19 protein-coding genes are annotated in these 22323 nt (G+C 70.1%); 15 read left to right on the top strand and 4 right to left on the bottom strand.

Annotated features, from left to right (window positions below):
* Positions 1-88: 88 nt before the first annotated feature.
* The 4 genes from ACFVJQ_RS03160 (at position 89) to ACFVJQ_RS03145 (ending at position 5167) form a co-directional block, all read left to right on the top strand.
* Positions 89-1882 carry an ABC transporter substrate-binding protein gene (locus ACFVJQ_RS03160; protein WP_385510779.1) on the top strand — a complete coding sequence of 598 codons (1794 nt, stop codon included), beginning with the start codon at positions 89-91 and terminating at the stop codon, positions 1880-1882.
* A gap of 99 nt (positions 1883-1981) precedes the next feature.
* On the top strand, positions 1982-2959 hold the full coding sequence (locus ACFVJQ_RS03155; protein WP_385510778.1) for an ABC transporter permease: 978 nt from the start codon (positions 1982-1984) through the stop codon (positions 2957-2959).
* Positions 2960-2975: 16 nt separating this feature from the next.
* Positions 2976-4037 carry an ABC transporter ATP-binding protein gene (locus tag ACFVJQ_RS03150; RefSeq protein ID WP_385510776.1) on the top strand — a complete coding sequence of 354 codons (1062 nt, stop codon included), beginning with the start codon at positions 2976-2978 and terminating at the stop codon, positions 4035-4037.
* A gap of 14 nt (positions 4038-4051) precedes the next feature.
* The gene (locus tag ACFVJQ_RS03145) at positions 4052-5167 is read left to right on the top strand and encodes an ABC transporter ATP-binding protein (RefSeq protein ID WP_385510775.1); all 1116 of its coding nucleotides are present in this window, start codon (positions 4052-4054) and stop codon (positions 5165-5167) included.
* Between the two features lie 15 nt (positions 5168-5182).
* Here the strand turns inward: ACFVJQ_RS03145 and ACFVJQ_RS03140 are convergent, their stop codons facing one another.
* On the bottom strand, positions 5183-5920 hold the full coding sequence (locus ACFVJQ_RS03140; protein WP_385510773.1) for a class I SAM-dependent methyltransferase: 738 nt from the start codon (positions 5918-5920) through the stop codon (positions 5183-5185).
* A 246-nt stretch (positions 5921-6166) separates the two neighbouring features.
* On the opposite strand from ACFVJQ_RS03140, the gene ACFVJQ_RS03135 reads away from it, so the two are divergent.
* Genes ACFVJQ_RS03135 through ACFVJQ_RS03115 form a run of 5 tightly spaced genes read left to right on the top strand, consistent with a single transcriptional unit; the run spans position 6167 to position 11721 of the window.
* Positions 6167-7795: an ABC transporter substrate-binding protein gene (locus ACFVJQ_RS03135; protein WP_385510772.1), complete on the top strand. Its 1629-nt coding sequence runs from the start codon at positions 6167-6169 to the stop codon at positions 7793-7795.
* 9 nt (positions 7796-7804) lie between these two features.
* Entirely contained in the window at positions 7805-8728 is a 924-nt protein-coding gene (locus ACFVJQ_RS03130; protein WP_385780509.1) for an ABC transporter permease, read from the top strand.
* Positions 8721-9698, top strand: coding sequence for an ABC transporter permease (locus ACFVJQ_RS03125; protein WP_385510769.1), 978 nt, complete (start codon positions 8721-8723; stop codon positions 9696-9698). The genes ACFVJQ_RS03130 and ACFVJQ_RS03125 overlap by 8 nt, the downstream gene beginning before the upstream one ends.
* A gap of 9 nt (positions 9699-9707) precedes the next feature.
* Entirely contained in the window at positions 9708-10691 is a 984-nt protein-coding gene (locus ACFVJQ_RS03120) for an ABC transporter ATP-binding protein (protein WP_385510767.1), read from the top strand.
* Positions 10684-11721, top strand: a complete 1038-nt coding sequence (locus ACFVJQ_RS03115) for an ABC transporter ATP-binding protein (RefSeq protein WP_385510766.1) — start codon at positions 10684-10686, stop codon at positions 11719-11721. The genes ACFVJQ_RS03120 and ACFVJQ_RS03115 overlap by 8 nt, the downstream gene beginning before the upstream one ends.
* A 123-nt stretch (positions 11722-11844) precedes the next feature.
* Here the strand turns inward: ACFVJQ_RS03115 and ACFVJQ_RS03110 are convergent, their stop codons facing one another.
* Positions 11845-13965 carry a prolyl oligopeptidase family serine peptidase gene (locus ACFVJQ_RS03110; protein WP_385780506.1) on the bottom strand — a complete coding sequence of 707 codons (2121 nt, stop codon included), beginning with the start codon at positions 13963-13965 and terminating at the stop codon, positions 11845-11847.
* 177 nt (positions 13966-14142) lie between these two features.
* On the opposite strand from ACFVJQ_RS03110, the gene ACFVJQ_RS03105 reads away from it, so the two are divergent.
* The 4 genes from ACFVJQ_RS03105 (at position 14143) to ACFVJQ_RS03090 (ending at position 18519) form a co-directional block, all read left to right on the top strand.
* Entirely contained in the window at positions 14143-14337 is a 195-nt protein-coding gene (locus tag ACFVJQ_RS03105; RefSeq protein WP_385264876.1) for a hypothetical protein, read from the top strand.
* Between the two features lie 427 nt (positions 14338-14764).
* Positions 14765-15622, top strand: coding sequence for an N-acetyl-1-D-myo-inositol-2-amino-2-deoxy-alpha-D-glucopyranoside deacetylase (gene mshB / locus ACFVJQ_RS03100; RefSeq protein WP_385780503.1), 858 nt, complete (start codon positions 14765-14767; stop codon positions 15620-15622).
* Complete coding sequence (locus ACFVJQ_RS03095; RefSeq protein WP_385510762.1) at positions 15619-16029, top strand: DUF6113 family protein; 411 nt, start codon at positions 15619-15621, stop codon at positions 16027-16029. The genes mshB and ACFVJQ_RS03095 overlap by 4 nt, the downstream gene beginning before the upstream one ends.
* Before the next feature lie 159 nt (positions 16030-16188).
* A complete protein-coding gene (locus tag ACFVJQ_RS03090) occupies positions 16189-18519 on the top strand; it encodes a hypothetical protein (RefSeq protein ID WP_385780500.1) in 2331 nt (776 codons plus the stop codon).
* An 80-nt stretch (positions 18520-18599) separates the two neighbouring features.
* Here the strand turns inward: ACFVJQ_RS03090 and ACFVJQ_RS03085 are convergent, their stop codons facing one another.
* Both ACFVJQ_RS03085 and ACFVJQ_RS03080 read right to left on the bottom strand, forming a co-directional pair.
* Positions 18600-19451, bottom strand: coding sequence for a transglutaminase-like domain-containing protein (locus tag ACFVJQ_RS03085; RefSeq protein ID WP_385510759.1), 852 nt, complete (start codon positions 19449-19451; stop codon positions 18600-18602).
* A 23-nt stretch (positions 19452-19474) separates the two neighbouring features.
* On the bottom strand, positions 19475-20548 hold the full coding sequence (locus ACFVJQ_RS03080) for a GNAT family N-acetyltransferase (RefSeq protein ID WP_385510758.1): 1074 nt from the start codon (positions 20546-20548) through the stop codon (positions 19475-19477).
* Between the two features lie 141 nt (positions 20549-20689).
* Here ACFVJQ_RS03080 and fdxA point away from each other — a divergent pair, with 141 nt between their 5' ends.
* Complete coding sequence (gene fdxA, locus ACFVJQ_RS03075; RefSeq protein ID WP_018089397.1) at positions 20690-21010, top strand: ferredoxin; 321 nt, start codon at positions 20690-20692, stop codon at positions 21008-21010.
* A gap of 150 nt (positions 21011-21160) precedes the next feature.
* Positions 21161-22255: a bifunctional succinyldiaminopimelate transaminase/glutamate-prephenate aminotransferase gene (locus tag ACFVJQ_RS03070; RefSeq protein WP_385510757.1), complete on the top strand. Its 1095-nt coding sequence runs from the start codon at positions 21161-21163 to the stop codon at positions 22253-22255.
* The last annotated feature ends 68 nt before the right edge of the window (positions 22256-22323 follow it).

Genomic DNA, 22323 nt, shown 5'->3' with positions numbered 1-22323 from the left:
GGGGGTGACTGCCGCCCCCGCGACGGCCTACCAGCCGCGTCAGGCAGTACTCATGGATAACAACCGACAGGTAGGTGCATTCACCGTTATGAAGTCGTTCACCTCGCGCAGAGCGCGCGCCATAGTGGTCGCCATCGCGGCCGGCTCCCTCGCGCTCACGGGCTGCTCGGAGAACAAGGGCACGAGCTCCAACAAGGACTCCAAGAAGGACCAGGAGGAGGCCTCCGCTCAGTCGAAGGCCGTCACCTACGCCGACGCCGCGGCCTCGACCGGCCCGGCCGAGGAGGTCCCCGGCGCCAAGAGCGGCGGCACGATCACCGTCTACCAGGAGGCGGGCCTCTCCCACCTGGACCCGGGCCAGATCTACGTCTCCGACGCCGGTCAGGTCGCCAACCTGCTCTTCCGCGGGCTGACGAACTTCGAGGAGGACGGCAAGGGCGGCGTCTCGGTCGTCGGCGACCTCGCCACCGACTCCGGCAAGTCCTCCGACGGCGGCAAGACCTGGACGTTCACGCTCAAGGACGGCATCAAGGACCAGAACGGCAAGGAGATCACCTCCGCCGACGTCCGCCACACCATCGAGCGCACCTACGCCGAGTTCATCTTCGACGGTCCGACGTACCTGCAGACCTGGCTGAGCGGCGCGGACTACCGCAAGGCGCTGCCGGACGGCGGCTACGGCAGCAAGCACCTGCCGGACGACGTCCTGGAGACCCCGGACGACAAGACGATCGTCTTCCACTTCGACGTGGCGCGTCCGGACCTGCCGCAGACGCTGGCCATGCCGGGCTACTCCATCGTTCCGGAGGAGACCGACACCAAGGCGAAGTACGACAAGGCTCCGGTCGCCACCGGCCCGTACAAGATCGCCGAGTACAAGATCGGCAAGTCCCTCAAGCTCGTCAAGAACGACCAGTGGGACCCGAAGACCGACGCCGTGCGCCACCAGTACGTCGACGGCTTCGACATGCAGTTCGGCATCACCGAGTCGACCCAGACCAAGCGTCTGATCGCTGACCAGGGTGACTCCAAGAACGCCATCCAGCTCACGGGCAGCGTCGAGTCCACCCAGATCCAGGACGTCGTCGGGGACGCGGTCGTCAACAAGCGCACGATCAAGGGCTACCAGCCCTACGTCCAGGTGCTGAACTTCAACCTGGACCGGGTCAAGAACAAGGCCGTCCGCGACGCCATCACCTACGCGGTGAACTCCAAGTCGCTGATCGCCGGTGAGGGCGGCGCCTACGGTGGCGACGTGGCCCCGAACCTGTTCGCCCCGACCCTGCCGGGCTACGAGGCGGACTACGACCCGTACGGCCGTCTGAAGACGCCGCAGGGCAACCTCGCGAAGGCCGAGGAGCTCCTGAAGGACGTCCCGGCCGCCGAGAAGAAGCTCGTCTTCGCCTACGCGAACAGCGAGCAGGGCCAGAAGCGCAAGGTCGCCATCGAGGACGCGCTGACCAAGGTCGGCTTCGACGTCGTCTCCAAGGAGGTCGACGCCGCCAGCTACTACGAGCAGATCGGTAAGCTCGACAACCCGTACGACATCTACATCTCCGGCTGGGGCCAGGACTGGCCGTCCCCGGGCACGGTCGTCACGCCGGTCTACGACGGTGACCAGATCGCCGACGGTTCGCCGAACTACTCGCACATCAACGACCCGAAGGTCCAGGATCTGATCAAGAAGGCCCTGACCCAGGAGCCCACCGAGGCGGCGAAGACCTGGATCGAGGCGCACCACTACATCCTGGAAGAGGTCAACCCGGCCGCTCCGCTGTGGTACACCAAGCAGCTGCAGCTCTACGGCTCGAACATCGGCGGTGCCCGCTACAGCACCGAGTCCAGCTACATCGACGTCACCCGACTGTTCCTGAAGTCGTAACTCTCTACGGCTGATCGCGGGGGTGCGCACCAGGCGGAGCGCACCCCCGCGGTTCCGCGCAAACCTCCCACCGTCTCCGCAGAGAGCAGCCATCCCGCCATGCTTCAGTTCATCATCCGGCGCACTGTCGGTGCCGTCGTCACCCTGTTTCTCATCGGCGCCGCAACCTTCTTCCTCTTCGTCGCGGCGCCATCCGACTACGCCTCTCTGGCCTGTGGCAGGGACTGCTCGCCCGCGAGACTGGAGGACATCCGTGAGGCGCTCGGCCTCAACCTGCCAGTGGCCCAGCAGTTCTGGGACTTCATGTCGGGAATCGTCGTCGGCCGTGACTTCCCCGACGGCCACTGCCCCGCCCCGTGCCTCGGCCAGTCGTTCTACTCGGGTGACATGGTCTGGGACACGATCATGGACCGCTTCCCGCTGACCATCTCGCTGACGGTCGGCGCCATGGTCGTCTTCCTGACTGTCGGCATCGGCGCGGGAATGCTCGCCGCCTACCGGCGCGGCTCCGCGATCGACAAGGTCGCCACCGGTGCGTCCATGGTGCTCAGCTCGTTCCAGATCTACTTCCTCGGCCCCATCGTGCTGCTGATCTTCGTGTACAGCACCGGCTGGGTGGAGGACCCCAAGTACGTGCCGTTCACGGACGATCCGTTCGGCTGGCTCGCCGGGCTGTGGATTCCCATGGTCGTGATGGCCACCATCTTCACCGCCCAGTACACGCGTATGGCGCGCGCCTCCCTCGTCGAGCAGCTCGCCGAGGAGCACGTGCGCACCGCCCGGGCCAAGGGCATGCCGAAGCGTTACGTCTTCTTCCGCTACGCCTGGCGCGGCTCGCTCATCCCGATCGTCACCGTCCTCGGCATCGACCTCAGCTCGCTGCTCGGCGGCGGTGTGGTCACCGAACTGACCTTCTCCCTCCAGGGCATCGGACGCCTCGCGGTGGACGGCGCGGTCAACAAGGACCTCCCGCTGACGATGGGCGTCATGCTGGTCGGAGCCTTCGTCATCCTGCTCCTGAACATCCTCGTCGACATCGTGTACGCCTGGATCGACCCGCGCGTCCGCCTCTCCTAGGAAGCAACGAACCACCGTGACCACACTGACCAAGACCGAGGACGCCCCGGCCCCGACCGGGCCCGAGAGCTTCCTCTCGGTCCGTGACCTTCGGGTGCAGTTCTCCACCGAGGACGGCATCGTCAAGGCGGTCGACGGCCTCTCCTTCGACGTCGAGCGCGGTAAGACCCTGGGCATCGTCGGCGAGTCCGGCTCCGGCAAGTCCGTCACCAACCTGACGATCCTCGGCCTGCACAACCCGCGGACCACCACCATCGACGGCGAGATCGTCCTCGACGGCAAGGAACTCGTCACCGCCACCGAGAAGGAGCTGGAGAGGCTCCGCGGCAACAAGATGGCGATGATCTTCCAGGACCCGCTGACCGCCCTCTCCCCGTACTACACGGTGGGCCGCCAGCTGTCCGAGCCGTACAGGAAGCACACCGGCGCCTCCAAGAAGGAGGCCAAGGACCGGGCGATCCAGATGCTGGAGAAGGTCGGCATCCCGCAGCCCAAGGTGCGCTTCGACGACTACCCGCACCAGTTCTCCGGCGGTATGCGCCAGCGCGCGATGATCGCCATGGCGCTGATGTGCGACCCCGACCTGCTGATCGCCGACGAGCCGACCACCGCGCTCGACGTGACCGTGCAGGCGCAGATCCTGGACCTGCTCAAGGACCTCCAGCAGGAGTTCGGCTCCGCGATCATCTTCATCACCCACGACCTCGGTGTCATCTCCAACATGGCCGACGACCTGCTGGTGATGTACGCCGGCCGGGCCGTGGAGCGCGGCAGCGTCAAGGAGGTGCTGCGCACCCCGAAGCACCCCTACACCTGGGGCCTGCTCAGCTCCATGCCGCGGCTGGACGGCGACATCCACACGGAGCTGACGCCGATCCCGGGCACCCCGCCCTCCCTGCTCAACCCGCCGTCGGGCTGCCCCTTCCACCCGCGCTGCGCCTTCAAGGACAAGGTGTCGGGCACCCTCTGCACGGACGTACGGCCACCGCTGGGCGAGGGCCGTGACTCCGCGTGCCACCTCACGGCCGAGCAGAAGCAGACCATCTTCATCGACGAGATCCAGCCCCGGCTGCGCTAGGGAGAACCGAGATCATGAGCGAGAACCTCACCCTCCCCGCACAGCAGGGCTCCACCGACCAGACCCCGACGGAAACCCTCCTCGAGGTCAAGGGGCTCACGAAACACTTCCCGATCTACGGCGGCTTCCCGATCAAACGGAAGGTCGGCGCGGTGCAGGCCGTCGACGGGGTCGACCTGACCGTCGGCGCCGGCGAGAGCGTCGGCCTGGTCGGCGAGTCGGGCTGCGGCAAGTCGACGACCGGCCGGCTGATCACCCGGCTGCTGGAGCCGACGGCCGGACAGATCACCTACGCCGGGCAGGACATCACGCACGCCTCGCGGCGGCAGCTCGCGCCGGTGCGGTCCGAGATCCAGATGATCTTCCAGGACCCGTACTCCTCGCTGAACCCGCGGCAAACCGTCGGCACCATCATCAAGTCGCCGATGGAGGTCAACGGGATCGAGCCGGCGGGCGGCCGGGAGAAGCGCGTCCGGGAGCTGCTGGAGCTGGTCGGCCTCAACCCCGAGCACTACAACCGCTTCCCGCACGAGTTCTCCGGCGGCCAGCGCCAGCGCATCGGCGTGGCCCGCGCCCTGGCGCTGAACCCGAAGCTGATCGTCGCCGACGAGCCGGTCTCCGCGCTGGACGTGTCGATCCAGGCGCAGGTGGTGAACCTGCTGCAGAAGGTGCAGCAGGAGCTGGGCATCGCCTTCGTGTTCATCGCCCACGACCTGGCCATCGTGCGGCACTTCTCGCAGCGTGTCGCCGTCATGTACCTCGGCAAGGTGGTCGAGGTCGGCGACCGGGACTCGATCTACAACCGGCCCCGGCACCCGTACACCCACGCCCTCCTCTCGGCCGTTCCCGAGGTCGCGATCGACGACGAGGCCGAGAACCGCGAGCGCATCCGCCTCGCCGGCGACGTGCCCTCGCCGATCCACCCGCCGTCCGGCTGCCGCTTCCGCACCCGCTGCTGGAAGGCGCAGGACAAGTGCGCCACCGAGGAACCGCCCCTGGTCCAGCTCTCCGGCAACCGGGCCGGCCACCTGACGGCCTGCCACTTCCCGGAGGACCCGACCACGGAGGCCCGCGACGAGGACGTCGTCCTCGACCCGGCGCTGAAGGCGCTGGAGGAGGGCCAGGACTGACGCCTGCGTTTGACGTCAGGCCCGCCGTACGACCGTGATGATCTCGGGGCTGGCGGGGGTGAACGGCCCCCGCCCCCAGTCCCCGAACCGCTGCCGTACGGCGAGCCCGGCCTCGTCCAGGAACCGGTCCAGGGCGTCCACGCCGAGGAACCTCAGCGTGTTGCGGCTGACCTGGGGCTCGTCCCAACGCGGACCGTCGAAGGTCCCGGTGAACGACACGCGGTCCCCGTGGACCGGCGTCTCGGTCTCGTGCCACAGACGCACCACGTCCCCGTCCGGACCGCGGGCCTCGTGGATCCGGTCCGGGGTCCAGGACTCCCAGGCACGGGCGGCCGGATTGCGCGTCTCGAACACGAACGCGCCATGCGGGGCGAGGCTCCGGCGGACCGCGGCGAGCGAACGCCGCAGCTCCTCGTCGCCGAGCAGCTCCTGAAAGGCGTGCCCGGTCATCACGACCAGGTCGAACTCCTCCTGCCACCAGGTGCAGGACAAGTCCCCGAGCACCCACTCGACGTCCCGGGTGGCGCGTCGGGCCCGTACGAGCATGGCGGCGGCCGGATCGAGGCCGGTGAGCCGCCCCCGGTGCCCCGCCTCCCGCGCCTGCCGCAGCAGCCGCCCGGTTCCGCAGCCGACGTCGAGCACGGCACCGGCGGACATCACCAGATCGAGGTAGAAGTCGTCACCCGCCCCCCACGGGTTGAGGGCCTCATACAGTTCGACGAGAGCGGCGTCACGGTAGGAACGATCACCCATCCGGGCAGTGTGCCTGCTGTACGGCGGATCAGTACACGAATCCGGGATTTACGCGGGAAGAACGAGCACACCGCATCGACTCGCAGCCCCATCACCCCCAGCCGCCCCGCATTTCACCCCCACCCCCTCCCTCACTAGCCCAAAGAGCCGCACGCCTATGCATGGCGCACCGTTTGGACGGATATTGGCCGTTATGGGGCCGGCGTCCCGGCGACGGCGGTAGGGCACTGCATGAGGAGGGACTCCATGCGTAGAGCCACGCACGCCACATGGGCCGTGTGTGCGGTCGCGGCAGCCCTCGTGGCGACCGCCTGCGGCGGGGGCGGCGGCAGTGCCGGCGACAGCGGTGCGGTGCTGAGCTCCTCCTGGGGCGACCCGCAGAACCCGCTGGAGCCGGCCAACACCAACGAGGTGCAGGGCGGCAAGGTCCTCGACATGATCTTCCGGGGCCTGAAGAAGTACAACCCCGAGACCGGCAAGGCCGAGAACATGCTCGCCGAGAGCATCGAGACGACCGACTCGCGGAACTTCACCGTCACCATCAAGGACGGCTGGACCTTCAGCAACGGCGAACCGGTCACCGCCCGGTCCTTCGTCGACGCCTGGAACTACGGCGCGAGCCTGAAGAACAACCAGCGCAACGCCTACTTCTTCAGCTACATCGAGGGCTACGACAAGGTCCACCCCGAGGACGGCGGCGAGCAGAGCGCCGACACCCTGTCCGGCCTGAAGGTCACCGGCGACCGCACCTTCACCGTCCGGCTCAGCCAGAAGTTCTCCACCTTCCCCGACACCCTCGGCTACCCCGCCTTCGCCCCGCTGCCCCGGGCGTTCTTCGACGACCACGACGCCTGGCTCAGCAGGCCCGTCGGCAACGGCCCGTACAGCGTCGACTCGTACATCAAGGGCTCCCAGATGTCCCTGCGCGCCTGGGACGCCTACCCCGGCCCCGACAAGGCCCAGAACGGCGGCGTGGACCTCAAGGTCTACACCGACAACAACACCGCCTACACCGACCTGCTGGCCGGCAACCTCGACCTCGTCGACGACGTCCCCGCATCCCAGCTCAAGAACGTCCGCAACGACCTGGGCGACCGTTACCTCAACACCCCCGCCGGCATCCTCCAGACCCTCGCCTTCCCCTACTACGACAGGAACTGGAACAGGCCCGGCATGGACAAGGTCCGCAAGGGCCTGTCCCGGGCGATCGACCGCAAGCAGATCACCGAGACCATCTTCCACAAGACCCGCACCCCCGCGACCGACTGGACCTCCCCGGTCCTCGGCGAGGAGGGCGGATACAAGCCCGGGCTGTGCGGGCAGTGGTGCGAGTACGACGCCGCGGAGGCGAAGAAGCTGGTCCGCGAGGGCGGCGGACTGCCCGGAGGGCAGGTCAGGATCACGTACAACGCGGACACCGGCTCCCACAAGCAGTGGGTCGACGCGGTCTGCAACTCCATCAACAACGCCCTCGACAACGACCACGCCTGCGTCGGCAACCCGATCGGCACCTTCGCCGACTTCCGCGGCCAGATCACCGACCGCAAGATGTCCGGCCCGTTCCGCGCCGGCTGGCAGATGGACTACCCGCTGATCCAGAACTTCCTCCAGCCGCTCTACTACACCAACGCCTCCTCCAACGACGGCAAGTGGTCCGACGAGAAGTTCGACGACCTCGTCGACCGGGCCAACGCCGAGTCCGACACGGCCAAGGCGATCAGGACCTTCCAGCAGGCCCAGGAGGTCGTGCGGGACAACATGGCGGCCATCCCGCTCTGGTACCAGAACGGCAGCGCCGGCTACTCGGAGCGCCTTTCGGACGTGAAACTCAACCCGTTCAGCGTCCCCGTCTACGACCAGATCAAGGTCAGCTGAGGCGGCGCCATGGGACGGTATGTCGTCCGGCGCCTGCTGCAGATGATCCCGGTCTTCGTCGGGGCCACTCTGCTGATCTTCCTGATGGTCAACGTGATGGGTGACCCCATCGCGGGGCTGTGCGGTGAGCAGGAGTGCGACCCGGCGACGGCCGCCCGGCTCAGGAAGGAGTTCGGCCTCGACAAGCCGGTCTGGCAGCAATACCTGACCTACATGGGCAACGTCTTCACCGGCGACTTCGGCACCGCCTTCAACGGCCAGCCGGTCATCGAACTGATGTCGACCGCGTTCCCGGTCACCATCCGGCTCACGATCGTGGCGATCCTGTTCGAGATCGTCATTGGCATTACGCTGGGTGTCGTCACGGGTCTGCGCCGGGGCCACCCCGTCGACACCACGGTCCTGCTGATCACCCTCGTCGTCATCTCCGTGCCCACCTTCGTCACCGGCCTGCTGCTCCAGCTTCTGCTCGGCGTCCAGTGGGGCTGGATCAAACCGTCGGTGTCCCCCGAGGCCCGGTTCGACGAGCTGATCGTGCCCGGTCTCGTGCTCGCCTCCGTCTCCCTCGCCTACGTCACCCGGCTGACCCGCACCTCCATCGCGGAGAACCGGCGCTCCGACTACGTCCGTACGGCCGTCGCCAAGGGCCTGCCCCGACGCCGGGTGATCACCCGGCATCTGCTGCGCAACTCCCTGATCCCCGTGGTCACCTTCATCGGCACCGATGTGGGCGCGCTGATGGGCGGCGCGATCGTCACCGAGCGGATCTTCAACATCCACGGCGTCGGCTACCAGCTCTACCAGGGGATTCTCCGGCAGAACACGCAGACCGTCGTCGGCTTCGTGACCGTCCTCGTCCTCGTCTTCCTGCTCGCCAACCTCCTCGTCGACCTTCTGTACGCCGTACTCGACCCGAGGATCCGCTATGCCTGAGCGCAGGGAACCCGGCGGCACGATCGCCGGCACCGGCATGGGAGGAGCGATGGACCTGGCCGCGAGCGAGGCGGAGACGCTGGAGAACCGTCCCAGCCGCCCGGACGGTGCGGGCCCGTCCGGCAAACCCCGTTCCCTCTGGTCCGACGCCTGGCACGACCTGCGCCGCAACCCGGTCTTCATCATCTCGGGCCTGGTGATCTGCTTCCTGGTCGTCATCTCCCTGTGGCCGTCCCTGATCGCCTCGGGCAATCCCCTCAAGTGCGACCTCGCCAAGGCCCAGGAGGGATCACAGCCCGGGCATCCCTTCGGCTACGACGGCCAGGGCTGCGACGTGTACACGCGCACGGTCTACGGCGCCCGTACGTCCGTCGTGGTCGGCGTCTGCGCCACGCTCGGGGTCGCGATCCTGGGGAGCGTGCTCGGCGGGCTCGCCGGGTTCTTCGGCGGGATGTGGGACTCGGTCCTGTCGCGGATCACCGACATCTTCTTCGCGATCCCCGTCGTGCTCGGCGGGCTCGTCCTGCTGTCGGTCGTGACCAGCAACTCCGTCTGGCCGGTCATCGGGTTCATGGTGCTGCTCGGCTGGCCGCAGATCTCCCGGATCGCCCGCGGCTCCGTCATCACCGTCAAACAGAACGACTACGTCCAGGCCGCCCGCGCCCTCGGCTCCTCCAACTCCCGGCTGCTGCTGCGGCACATCGCACCCAACGCCGTCGCACCGGTGATCGTCGTGGCGACCATCGCGCTCGGCACGTACATCGCGCTGGAGGCGACCCTGTCGTACCTCGGTGTCGGCCTGAAGCCGCCCAGCGTGTCCTGGGGGATCGACATCTCGGCGGCCTCCCCGTACATCCGCAACGCCCCGCACGCGCTGCTGTGGCCCTCCGGAGCGCTGGCGATCACCGTGCTCGCGTTCATCATGCTCGGCGACGCGGTGCGCGACGCCCTCGACCCGAAGCTGAGGTGAGGTGCCGGCATGCTGCTCGAAGTACGCGATCTGCAGGTGGAGTTCCGGACCCGGGACGGGATCGCCAAGGCCGTCAACGGCGTCACCTGCAGCGTGGACGCCGGCGAGACCCTCGCCGTGCTCGGCGAGTCCGGTTCCGGCAAGTCCGTCACCGCCCAGGCCGTCATGGGCATCCTCGACATGCCGCCGGGCCGGATCACCGGCGGGCAGGTCCTCTTCCAGGGCCGGGACCTGCTGAAGCTCAAGGAGGACGAGCGGCGGAAGATCCGCGGCGCCGAGATGGCGATGATCTTCCAGGACGCGCTGTCGGCACTCAACCCCGTGCTGTCCGTGGGCGACCAGCTCGGCGAGATGTTCGTGGTCCACCGGGGCATGTCGAAGAAGGACGCGCGGGCCAGGGCCGTGGAGCTGATGGAGCGCGTCCGCATCCCGGGCGCCAAGGAACGGGTGAAGCAGTACCCGCACCAGTTCTCCGGCGGTATGCGCCAGCGCATCATGATCGCGATGGCCCTCGCCCTCGAACCGGCCCTGATCATCGCCGACGAGCCCACCACCGCCCTCGACGTCACCGTGCAGGCCCAGGTCATGGACCTGCTGGCGGAGCTCCGGCGCGAACTGAACATGGGGCTGATCCTCATCACCCACGACCTCGGTGTGGTCGCCGACGTCGCCGACCGGATCGCGGTGATGTACGCGGGCCGGATCGTGGAGTCGGCGCCGGTGCACGACATCTACAAGGCGCCGGCCCACCCGTACACCAGGGGCCTGCTCGACTCCATCCCGCGTCTGCACCACAAGGGCCAGGAGCTCTACGCCATCAAGGGGCTGCCGCCCAACCTCATGAACATCCCGCCGGGCTGCGCGTTCCACCCGCGCTGCCCGATGGCCCAGGACGTGTGCCGCACCGACGTACCCCCGCTGTACGAGGTGACCCCATCGGACGGGGCCCGGGGGAGCGCCTGCCACTTCTGGAGGGAGTGCCTGCATGGCTGAGCCGATTCTGGAGGTCAGCGGGCTCGTCAAGCACTACCCGCTGACGCGGGGCGTCCTCTTCAAGAAGCAGGTCGGCTCGGTGAAGGCCGTCGACGGGGTCGACCTCACCCTCGACCGCGGCGAAACCCTCGGCATCGTCGGCGAGTCCGGCTGCGGCAAGTCCACGGTCGCCAGGATGCTGGTCAGCCTGGAGAAGCCGACGGCCGGAGTGATCAAGTACAGGGGTGAGGACATCACCAAGCTGTCCGGCAAGGCCCTGAAAGCCGTGCGGCGCAACATCCAGATGGTGTTCCAGGACCCGTACACCTCCCTCAACCCCCGTATGACGGTGGGCGACATCATCGGGGAGCCGTACGAGATCCACCCCGAGGTGGCCCCCAAGGGCGACCGGCGCAGACGCGTCCAGGAACTGCTGGACGTCGTGGGCCTCAACCCCGAGTACATCAACCGCTATCCGCACCAGTTCTCCGGCGGCCAGCGTCAACGCATCGGTCTCGCACGGGGCTTGGCGCTGCGCCCGGAGATCATCGTCGCCGACGAACCGGTCTCCGCGCTGGACGTGTCCGTCCAGGCCCAGGTCATCAACCTGATGGAGCGCCTGCAGAACGAGTTCGACCTCTCGTACATCTTCATCGCGCACGACCTGTCGATCGTCCGGCACATCTCGGACCGGGTCGGCGTCATGTACCTCGGCAGGATCGTGGAGACCGGCAGGGACGCCGAGATCTACGACCATCCCACGCACCCCTACACCCAGGCGCTGCTCTCCGCGGTCCCCGTGCCCGACCCGGAGGCCCGTGAACACCGCGAGCGCATCATCCTCTTCGGCGACGTGCCCTCCCCGACGAACATCCCCTCCGGCTGCCGCTTCCGCACCCGCTGCTGGAAGGCGCAGGAGCGCTGCACGCTGGAGGTGCCGGCGCTCGCGGTGCCCGCGGAGTTCAGGCCGGCGGGCGGTCCTGCGGCCCATGACTCCGCCTGCCACTTCGCGGAGGAGAAGCAGGTGGTGCCGCCGGAGGAGACGCGGTAACACGGAGGCAACTCCACTGACCCGATTCCGATATACGGACGCGTCAGTCTGTAGAGCGTACGGCCGTGCGGGTGCCGTAAACGGGCCGGGATGCCGCCATGTCATCCCGGCCCGTTGCCGTGCCTACGCCAGTCCCAGCGACCGCTTCAGGAAGTCGAGCTGGAGCAGCAGGAGGTTCTCCGCGACCGTCTCCTGCGGGGTCATGTGCGTGACACCGGAGAGCGGCAGGACCTCGTGCGGGCGGCCGGCGGCCAGGAGGGCGGTGGACAGGCGCAGCGAGTGGGCCACGACCACGTTGTCGTCGGCGAAACCGTGGACGATCATCATCGGCCGGGCCGGCTCGACGGCGTCCACCAGCCCGGCGTCGTCGACCAGCGAGTTGCGCCGGTAGACGCCCGGCTGCTCGTCCGGGTGGCCGAGGTAGCGCTCCTGGTAGTGGGTGTCGTAGAGCCGCAGATCCGTGACCGGCGCGCCCACGATCCCGGCGTGGAAGACGTCCGGCCGGCGCAGCACCGCGAGCCCGGCCAGATAGCCGCCGAAGGACCAGCCGCGGATCGCGACCCGGCTGAGGTCGAGCGGGAAGTCGGCGGCGAGGGCCTGGAGCGCGTCCACCTGGTCCTGGAGAACCACCGCCGCCAGGTCGTCCCGGACCGCCTTCTCCCAGGCGGGGGAGCGGCCCGGGGTGCCCCGTCCGTCGGCGACGACGACCGCGAATCCCTGGTCGGCGAACCACTGCGAGGTGAGATACGGGTTGTGCGCGGCCACCACCCGCTGGCCGTGCGGTCCGCCGTAGGGGTCCAGGAGGACCGGCAGGGGAGTGTCACCGGGGTAGTCCCGCGGCATAAGCACGGCGCACGGAATCCGCCGTGCGCCCCCCTCGGTGAGGGTCACGCGCGGGGACAAACCGGGATCCTCGGCGTACGAGGGGATGGTCGCCGCCGGCTTTCCGTCGTGCAGCACCTGCACCCGGGCCCCCGGCCGGTCGAGCGTCGCCGACACGAGAACGGTCACCTCCCCGGCGCGTACCGCCGAGTGCACGCCGGGCTCCTGCGACACGCGCTCCAGGCCGAGTTCGTTGACGCGGTAGACGTGCACCTCGCCGATCTCCGGCGCGGTCGCGTCCTCGCCCGCCGAGGCCGAGACCAGCACGTCGTCGTCCGACACGTCGAGCACCGCACGCACATGCAACTGCGGCCCGGTCAGCGGACGTTCACCCACCGCGAGCACCCGCGCGCCGCCCTCGTCGGCGATCCGCACCAGCTGCCCGGAGGGCGTCCAGCACGGCACTCCGGGGAAAAGATCCAGCCAAATCGGATCTTCGTCGGCATGCACCATCCGGGTCGTCCCCGTGTCCGGATCCGCCGCCAGGTACAGCTGGCTGCGCTGGTCACGGGCCTGCACCAGAACCAGTGGCGCACCCGCCGCTGACCAGTGCACTCGCGCCAGATACGGGTAGCGCGCCCGGTCCCAGACGACCTCCGTGCGCACCCCGTCGAGGCCGATCACGAACAGCCGTACGTCCGCGTTGGGGGTGCCGGCCGCCGGATAGGGGACGTGTTGTGGGTCACGCTCCGGATAGGCCGGATCGGAGATCCACCACCGCTGCACCGGCGTGTCGTCCACCCGCGCCACAAGCAGCCGGTCCGACTCCGGCGCCCACCAGAAGCCCCGGTCACGGTGCATCTCCTCGGCCGCGATGAACTCGGCCAATCCATAGGAAACCGACTCCGACTCCGGCCCGGCGAGCGCCCGGTCGCCCTCACCCTCGGCACCCACGACCCGCAGGGCGCCGCCGGCGACGTACGCGATGTGCCGGCCGTCGGGGGCCGGGCGCGGGTCGATCACCGGTCCGGGGACGGGGAGTTCACGGGCGGTGCCGGCCCGCAGCTCCGCCGTGAAAAGCCGCCCCGACAAGGCGAAAGACGCCAACTCGACGGCGGTGTCGGTGGCGTAGCCGACGATGCCGGCACCGCCCTCACGGCTGCGTTCACGGCGCGCCCGCTCCTCGGGCGAGAGGTCTTCCGCGGCCCCGCCCAGCAGTGTGCGTGGATCGGCCGCCACGCGCTCCGCGCCGTCCGCGAGGTCGAGGACCCACAGCGCGTTGGCCCGGTCCGTACCGGACCCCGAGCGCAGGAACGCGACACGGGAACCGTCGGGGGCCACGGTGAACGAACGAGGCGCGCCGAGCGTGAAGCGCTGGGTGCGGGCGTGCCGTCGGGGGAAGGAGACAGGCTCGGTCGTCATGCCACGACCATATTGGCCATGCGCCCCCTTGTGCGGCCGTGCGCCGATCGATGCGCACGCACGGATAGTTATGATCAATAGCGCTGCGTGGGTATGAACCTGCTGGCTGCTGTATGGATTTACACGTTCCCTCGCACTGTTTCCCCGACGATCCCGGGTTCTTGGAGGTGAGCCGCCGTGGCACTCTCGATTTCGGCGGTGGTGCTGCTGGCGATCATCGTCTTCCTGCTGATCAGGAAGTCAGGACTGAAGGCGGGCCATGCGGTCGTCTGCGTCCTGCTCGGGTTCTATCTGGCCTCGTCCACGATCGCGCCGACGATCAGCGAGCTGACGACCAACATCGCCGGGATGATCAGCAGCATCAAGTTCTGACCGGCGCCTGCGCGTGGGCTCCGCGCCGTGAGCGACCGGAGCCCGCCCCTGGCCGACCTGCCAAGGCGGCGCCCGCTGACCCGCGCCCATCTCGTACCGGAGGGCGAGGTCGAGTAGTGCCGTGAGAGTGTGACGCTTTCCGGGAAAGTGTCACACTTCCACGGGCGCACACTGCGGATCCGGACGGGCCTCGCACGGTGACGTGGCGTGCCGGTCAGCCCTGGCGGCCGTTGAGCGCACGCTGCGCTGCGATCGCGCCTTCCGCGCAGCCGCCCCGGCCGCTGCCGCGACTGCCGGCTCGCCGTTCCCGCGGCCGCCTGACACCCGCCCGTTTCCGTCCGCGGCAGCGCGATGTGCTCGACGACGACAGGTGGCAGCCGGTCGGGGAGGTGGCCGGTGGAGGACGGTCGCCTCGTAGGCTGGCCCCATGACGGAACTGCCCGCCCGGCGTCTGCTGCTGGTGCACGCGCACCCCGACGACGAGTCGATCAACAACGGCGCGACCATGGCCAAGTATGCGGCCGAGGGTGCGCATGTGACCCTGGTCACCTGCACCCTCGGCGAGCGTGGCGAGGTCATTCCGCCGGAGCTCGCCCACCTGACCGGCGCCGCCCTCGGTGAGTACCGGCTGCGGGAGCTCACCGCCGCCATGTCCGAGCTCGGCGTCGAGGACTTCCGTCTGCTCGGCGGCGTAGGCCGTTACCGGGACTCCGGGATGATGGGTCTCGCCGGCAACGACGATGCCGCCTGCTTCTGGCAGGCCGACGTCGACGAGGCCGCCGCCCACCTCGTCGAGGTGATCCGTGAGGTACGCCCCCAGGTTCTGATCACGTACGACCCCGACGGCGGCTACGGCCACCCCGACCACATCCAGGCCCACCGCGTCGCCCAGCGCGCCGCCGAGCTGGCGGCCGCGGAAGGGCTGCCGATCGCCAAGGTCTACTGGAACCGCGTACCGCGCACGGTCGCCGAGAAGGCCTTCGCCGGCCTCCAGGAGGACCTGTCCCGCCTCCCCTTCCCCCGGGCCGCCACCCTCGACGACGTACCGGGCGTCGTGGACGACGAGCGCATCACCACCGAGATCGACGGCACCGCGTACGCCGCCGCCAAGGCCGCCGCGATGCGCGCGCACGCCACGCAGATCGACGTCGCCGAACCGTACTTCGCGCTGTCCAACGAACTCGCTCAGCCCGTCTTCACCACGGAGTACTACGAGTTGGTGCCCGGCGAGCGCGACCGGGCGCGGGAGACGGATCTGTTCGCCGGGATCGAGGAGGCGTCATGAAGGACCAGGGCTCGATGCTCGCCCAGCCGCTGCAGCGCCCCTCCGCCGGACGGATCGCCGCCCACCTGGGACTGTTCGTGCTCGGCCTGGTGGTCGGCGCCGCCGGTGCGCTGGTGCAGGCCGGCTGGTTCCCCGGCGGGCTGCTGCTCGCGCTCCTGGGCGGTGCCGGGCTGTTCCTGGGCGGGGCGTGGGGCACCGGAGGAAGAAGCGGAGCGGTTTCGTCCGCCGCGGGCTGGATGCTCGCCGTCATCCTGCTCACCGCCAGCCGTCCCGAAGGGGACTTCCTGTTCGCCGCGGGAGCCGGTTCGTACCTCTTCCTCCTCGGCGGCATGGGTGTGGCTGTGATGTGCGCCACCCTTGGGCCGGGGCGGCAACCCGGCGGCCGGTCCGTCCGACTTGGCAAGTGACGTACCACTTCGCCGTCCCGCGCACGTGCGAGTCCCGTGTGGGTTTCCCCAGCGGTCGCGGGATACCCGACGGGGGTGGCCAGTATGGTGGTGCCGCCGCCGAGCTGCCCGAGCATGTGAGGTCGTAACGGGCGGTGGAGCCAACCGGGAGAACCTGCCTTGAGTCGTGAAACTGACAGTCCGTCCTCCGGGCCCAGCGGGCGCGGCGGAGCCGCATACCCCTCGGGCACGCCGCCCTACGGCACCCCCACGGCTTCCGACAGCGGTGCTGGAGCGGGCCGTTCGGCCGCGCAGCCGGAGGAGCGCAAGACCGAGACCACGCTGACGACCCGGATCCGGATCAACATCCCCGGGTCGCGGCCCATCCCGCCGGTCGTCGTGCGCAAGCCCGTCGCGGACACCGAGGCCGCCGACGACACCGCCGCCGAGGCGGCCCCGGCGGACCCGGCCACCACCACCGGCACGGTCGAGGCTCCGGCCGAGCATCCCCAGCCGGCCGAGGAGAAGACCAGCGACTGGTTCGCGCCCCGCAAGTCCGGGCCGGCCAAGGGCGGTCAGGGCGGCGGCTCCGCCAACGGGGCCGGGCAGCCCGCCGGTTCCGGCCCGGCCACCGGCGCCGCCGCTCCCGGTGCGCCCGCGTCCGGCGCGGCGCCGCGTCCGGGCAGTGGCCGCCCCGGTGGCGTGGTCGGCTCCATGAACATGCCGGGCGGCTCCCGGCCCGGTGACGCCGCCCGCTCCGGCGGAGGCGGTACGAACGGTGCCGGGCTGCCCGGCGCCACCGGCGGCCCCGTGGCTCCCGGGCACGGCGGCGGTACCGGCTCCTTCGACGTGACCGAGGCGCTCGCGGCGGGCCCGCTGAGCAACGGCTCGGTCCCCGGCCCGGGCGGCTCCGGCGAACCCCGCCGCGACGACCTGCCGTACTTCGCGGAGAACGGCCAGGGCGGATACGGGCATCAGTCCACGCCCAACGGCCCCAACGGCCAGAACGGCCCCAACGGTCAGAACGGCTCCGCCGGCCTGAGCGGTCACGGCGGCCTGGGCGGACCGGGCGGCCACGGCGGCCGGAGCAGCCCGCAGGGCCCCGCGGGCCCGACCGGCGGCCCGGTCACCGGCGACGGCCCCCTCGTCCCGCCGCCCACGGGCGGCCCCGGCGCACCCGGCAGGCCGGGCACCGTTTCCGGCGGTCCTGGCGCACCCGGCGGTCTGGGCGCACCCGGCACCTTCGGCGGCCCCGGCGCACCTGGCACCCCCGGCGGTCCGGGCACCGCCCCGCACACCGGCCGCGGCCCCGGCGGCGGTATGAGCGACGACACCGCCATCCTCACCCCGCAGAAGCAGGCCCCCGAACCGCCCCCCGGCAGCGCCTTCGGTGTTCCCGACAACGTCTCCGGACACACCGTCACCAGCGGTATCCCCGTCGTGCCGTCCGCCGACCGTGGCACGCCCTTCGCACCCGGCGCGCCCACCGACGGGCCGCTGCCGCACACGCCGCCGAAGCTGCCCGAGCCGGTGCAGCAGAACGTGTCCGCCGCCGCGCCCAAGAAAAAGAAGGGTCGCAACAAGCTGGTCCTGCTCGGCGGCGGCGTGTTCTTCGTCGCCGGAGTCGCCTACGGCGCCGGTCTGCTGATGAACCACTCCGATGTGCCCAAGGGCACCACCGTCCTCGGCGTCGACATCGGCGGCGGCACCCGCGACGACGCCGTCAAGAAGCTCGACGAGGCCCTCGGCGACCGGATCGACAACCCGCTGAAGCTGTCCGTCGACGGCGACACCGTCTCGCTCAGGCCGGACCAGTCGGGACTCCAGTTCGACGTCGACTCCACGGTCGGCGCCGCCGCGAAGAGCGACTACAACCCGGTTTCCGTGATCGGCTCGCTCTTCGGCCAGGAGCGGGTCGTCGAACCGGTCATGCCGGTCGACGAGGAGAAGCTGAAGGCGTCCCTGGAGGACGCGGCGGGCGGCGCCGGCACCGCGACCGACGGCACGATCAAGTTCGAGTCCGGCAAGGCCGTCGCCGTCTACGGCAAGGCCGGCAAGGGCATCGCCGTCGACCAGGCCACCGACGCCGTCGAGGAGGCCTACCGCACCCAGGTCGAGACCGGCACGTCCACGCCGGTGCAGCTGCCGACGACCGCCCGGCAGCCGACGGTCTCCGACGCCGAGGTCGACCGGATGATGAAGGAGTTCGCCGAGCCTGCGATGTCCGCCCTCGCCACGGTCCAGACCGACGCGGCACACAAGATCGACTTCGGCCCCGTGTCACTGCCCAAGATCCTCGGCTTCAAGGCGGTCGACGGCAAGCTCGTGGAGACGTACAACCTCAAGGCGCTCGAGGAGGCGTACGGCAGCACCTTCGACGGCGTGCAGATCGAGGGCGCGAGCGGGAAGCGTGCCGTCCAGCCGGCGGACGTCGCCTCCGCCCTGCGCAAGGCTCTGCGCGGCAAGACGCCGGCAGAGCGCATCGAAGTCATCGACACCAACCCCAACTAGTGGCTCGCTGACGCAGTGGTGGGGGCGCCCGGCGACCGCCGGGCGCCCCCTTCGTCGTATGCCCCCCCCGCGGCGAACCGCTAATTGAGCATCGCCCGAGCCGCCGAAGCCTCTCCCCGCACCCGCTCGGCCGCCCCCTCGTCCACCGCACCCACCACCTCCGCATACGCGTCCAACTCCCGCGCCCCGCCCAGGAAATCCCCCCGCCGCACCAGCAACTGCGCCCGCTCGTACCGCAACCGCGCAGGATGCGCCGGCAGCAACAGCGACAGCTCGACGGCCCACAACGCCACATCCGTCCGCTCGGCCCGCGCAGCCGCCCACGCCCGGATGTTGTTCAGGACCCGCAGCACGACGTCCAACGGCGCCGCGGGCACCAGCATCGAGGAGTCCAACGGCGCCCCCGTGGCCCCCACGACCAGCAGCTCCGCGTCGTGCCCGGTCAGCACCCGCCCACCCTCGAACGGGTCGGCGAGCACCTGTTCCTCCGGCTTCCCGAACCCGACCACGAAGTGCCCCGGCAGCGCCACCCCGTACACCGGAGCCCCCGCCCGCCGAGCCACCTCCACCCACACCACCGACAGCAGAATCGGCAGCCCGCGCCGCCGCCGCAGCACGGCATGCAGCAGCGAGGACTCCAGACGCTGGTAATCACCCGGTGTGCCGTGGAACCCGCACCGCTCCCCGAGCAGTTCACGCAGCGCCTCGGCCCAGGCGCGCGGCCCACCCGGCCGGAAGGGCAGCCGCCCGGCCAGCTCGTCCAGCTCCACCTGCGCGGCGTCGATCCCGACGTCGTCCAGCGCCCCGTCGGCCTCCGCGCCGACGAGCAGACACAGCGTGGCCAGATCGGGCCGCTCGGACCGCGCCTCCTCGGCGAACCGCCGCCGTACCTCGGCGGACCGCTCCGGCGGTGGGGGGAAGGGGGGTTGCATGACCACCTGCCGACCTCCCGCTGTCAGTGCCCAGGCGCGCCGGACGCCTGCGGCTCCCGGTAGTGGTGGTACGCGTGATGCGCAGTGAAGCCCATCCCGGTGTACAGCGCCCGTGCCCCCACATTGTCCGTCTCGACCTGGAGCCATGCCGCCGATGCGCCCTCGTCGAGGGCCTGCCGGGCCAGCGCGGCCATCACGGCGCCGGCCAGTCCCTGCCGCCGTAGCGCCGGATCGACCTCGACGGCGGCGAACCCGGCCCACCGTCCGTCGACCACACACCGCCCGATCGCGGCAGGAGGCGCCCCCGCGCCTGCACCGGGCACGGTCGCGAACCACACCGAGGGCCCTCCCCCCAGCACCTTCAGCGCCACCTCGCTCACCCCCTTGCGCTGATACCGCGCCAGCCAGGCCGCGTCCGCCTCCCGGGACAGCACGACCCCGGCCCCCTCGGCCCGGTCGGCGACCGGCGCGAGTGCCCCGGTCCACAGCTCGGCGGTCACCTCACGCACCCACCCGCGCTCCTCCAGCTCCGCGCACAGCAGCTCCTGGGTGCCCTCGGCGCCGGTGGCGGTCTGGATGTACGCGGGCAGGCCGCGGTCGCGGTACCACCGCCGTACGACGGTCAACGCCTCGTCGAGCGGCATGCCGGGGTCGCCGAGCGGCAGCACGGAGTTGGCCCGCCGGGTGAAGCCCGCCCGTCGCCCGGCCACCACCCCCCATGGACGCGCTTCGCGCGACACCTCCTGCACTGCGGCCCGCAGCTCCCACTCGCCGAGCCGTTCGCTCTCCACCGGCCGCCACGCCCGGGCCGCGACCCGCGCGAGCTCCTGGTACGACGCGGACGGCCCACGCCGCCGGGCCGGTGCCGCAGGCACCACCTTGCCCGCGACCAGCGAGGATTCCTCGATCCGGACGCGTTCACCGTCCCGTCGTGTGATCACCAGCACCCCGTTGTTCCAGGATGTGAGAACACCCACCGTGTCGGTGAATTTCTCCTGCGTGACACCAGGGTGGCCCAACCGCCGTACGGAGACCCGTTTGCCCACGTCAGCAGCGGTGATACGGACCTCAAGGCGTCCTATCGGCGAGAATTCCACAGGTCAGTCCACCCCTCCTGTTCGGATCATGCCCAAGAACGGAGATACTAGGGGCGGGCATCGACGACGCCGCGCTCCCGCGCGCCAGGCGGCGGAGCCTGAGGAGGCCCGCCAGCGCCCGTATCGAGGAGGAACGACAGCGTGACCTACGTCATCGCGCAGCCTTGTGTCGACGTCAAGGACAAGGCGTGCATCGAGGAGTGCCCGGTCGACTGCATCTACGAGGGCTCCCGGTCCTTGTACATCCACCCGGACGAATGCGTCGACTGTGGTGCCTGTGAGCCGGTCTGCCCGGTCGAGGCGATCTTCTACGAGGACGACACTCCGGAAGAGTGGAAGGACTACTACAAGGCGAACGTCGAGTTCTTCGACGAGCTCGGCTCGCCCGGCGGCGCCAGCAAGCTCGGCCTGATCGAGCGCGACCACCCCTTCATCGCCGCGCTTCCGCCGCAGAACCAGTAAGCGGCTCGCTGGGAGGACCCCAGCCGTCGCTTGAGGAGCGTCGCCTCGGTCCCGTACGGCCTGATCGCCCTCGCGGCGGTCACCGCCGTACGGGACCGAGGCGTTTGCCGTCCCGAACGGCTCGTACGCACGAGAAAGTGAGCCAGAACCGTGTCCGCAGTCTCCGACCGCCTGCCCACCTTCCCCTGGGACAAGTTGGCGCCGTACAAGCAGACGGCCGCCGCGCACCCGGACGGCATCGTCGACCTGTCCGTCGGCACCCCGGTCGACCCGGTCCCCGAGCTGATCCAGAAGGCGCTCGTCGCGGCGGCCGACTCCCCGGGCTACCCGACGGTCTGGGGCACGCCGGAGCTGCGCGACGCGATCACCGGCTGGCTGCGCCGCCGCCTAGGCGCCCGGGACGTCACCCACCACCACGTCCTGCCGATCGTCGGCTCCAAGGAACTGGTCGCCTGGCTCCCCACCCAGCTGGGCCTCGGCCCCGGCGACAAGGTCGCCTACCCGCGCCTGGCCTACCCGACCTACGAGGTGGGCGCGCGCCTGGCCCGTGCGGACTACGAGGTCTACGACGACCCGACCGAGCTCGACCCGGCGAACCTGAAGCTCCTCTGGCTCAACTCACCCTCCAACCCGACGGGCAGGGTCCTGTCGAAGGAGGAACTGACCCGGATCGTCGCCTGGGCCCGCGAGCACGGCGTGTTGCTCTTCTCCGACGAGTGCTACCTCGAACTGGGCTGGGAGGCCGACCCGGTCTCCGTCCTCCACCCGGACGTCAACGGCGGCTCCTACGAGGGCATCGTCTCGGTCCACTCGCTCTCCAAGCGCTCCAACCTCGCGGGCTACCGCGCGGCCTTCCTGGCCGGCGACCCGGCCGTCCTCGGCCCCCTCCTGGAGATCCGCAAGCACGGCGGCATGATGACGTCGGCGCCCACCCAGGCGGCCGTGGTGGCCGCCCTCGGCGACGACGGCCACGTCCGTGTCCAGCGCGAGCGCTACGCGGCCCGCCGCACGGCGCTGCGGGAGGCGCTGCTGAACCACGGCTTCCGCATCGAGCACAGCGAGGCGAGCCTGTACCTCTGGGCCACCCGCGACGAACCCTGCTGGACCACGGTCGCCCACCTGGCCGACCTCGGCATCCTGGTGGCCCCGGGCGACTTCTACGGCCCGGCCGGCGAAAACTTCGTACGCGTAGCCTTCACAGCAACGGACGAGCGGGTACGAGCAGCGGTAAAGCGCCTCGCCTGATACCGCTGCGGGCAGTCGCTCCGCATACCGCTGTGGGCAGTCGTTCCGCTGGGCGATGGGGGTCCCCC

Source organism: Streptomyces sp. NPDC127197 (genome assembly GCF_042672405.1).
GTDB lineage: Bacteria > Actinomycetota > Actinomycetes > Streptomycetales > Streptomycetaceae > Streptomyces > Streptomyces flavusporus.
This window is presented reverse-complemented; position numbering and strand designations above follow the sequence as displayed.

Excerpts from the sequence above, each read along its gene's own strand:
- ACFVJQ_RS03160 (WP_385510779.1), top strand. The coding sequence starts at position 89 with ATGAAGTCGTTCACCTCGCGCAGAGCGCGCGCCATAGTGGTCGCCATC.
- ACFVJQ_RS03155 (WP_385510778.1), top strand. The coding sequence starts at position 1,982 with ATGCTTCAGTTCATCATCCGGCGCACTGTCGGTGCCGTCGTCACCCTG.
- ACFVJQ_RS03145 (WP_385510775.1), top strand. The coding sequence starts at position 4,052 with ATGAGCGAGAACCTCACCCTCCCCGCACAGCAGGGCTCCACCGACCAG.
- ACFVJQ_RS03140 (WP_385510773.1), bottom strand. The coding sequence starts at position 5,920 with ATGGGTGATCGTTCCTACCGTGACGCCGCTCTCGTCGAACTGTATGAG.
- ACFVJQ_RS03135 (WP_385510772.1), top strand. The coding sequence starts at position 6,167 with ATGCGTAGAGCCACGCACGCCACATGGGCCGTGTGTGCGGTCGCGGCA.
- ACFVJQ_RS03130 (WP_385780509.1), top strand. The coding sequence starts at position 7,805 with ATGGGACGGTATGTCGTCCGGCGCCTGCTGCAGATGATCCCGGTCTTC.
- ACFVJQ_RS03125 (WP_385510769.1), top strand. The coding sequence starts at position 8,721 with ATGCCTGAGCGCAGGGAACCCGGCGGCACGATCGCCGGCACCGGCATG.
- ACFVJQ_RS03120 (WP_385510767.1), top strand. The coding sequence starts at position 9,708 with ATGCTGCTCGAAGTACGCGATCTGCAGGTGGAGTTCCGGACCCGGGAC.
- ACFVJQ_RS03115 (WP_385510766.1), top strand. The coding sequence starts at position 10,684 with ATGGCTGAGCCGATTCTGGAGGTCAGCGGGCTCGTCAAGCACTACCCG.
- ACFVJQ_RS03110 (WP_385780506.1), bottom strand. The coding sequence starts at position 13,965 with ATGACGACCGAGCCTGTCTCCTTCCCCCGACGGCACGCCCGCACCCAG.
- mshB (WP_385780503.1), top strand. The coding sequence starts at position 14,765 with ATGACGGAACTGCCCGCCCGGCGTCTGCTGCTGGTGCACGCGCACCCC.
- ACFVJQ_RS03095 (WP_385510762.1), top strand. The coding sequence starts at position 15,619 with ATGAAGGACCAGGGCTCGATGCTCGCCCAGCCGCTGCAGCGCCCCTCC.
- ACFVJQ_RS03085 (WP_385510759.1), bottom strand. The coding sequence starts at position 19,451 with ATGCAACCCCCCTTCCCCCCACCGCCGGAGCGGTCCGCCGAGGTACGG.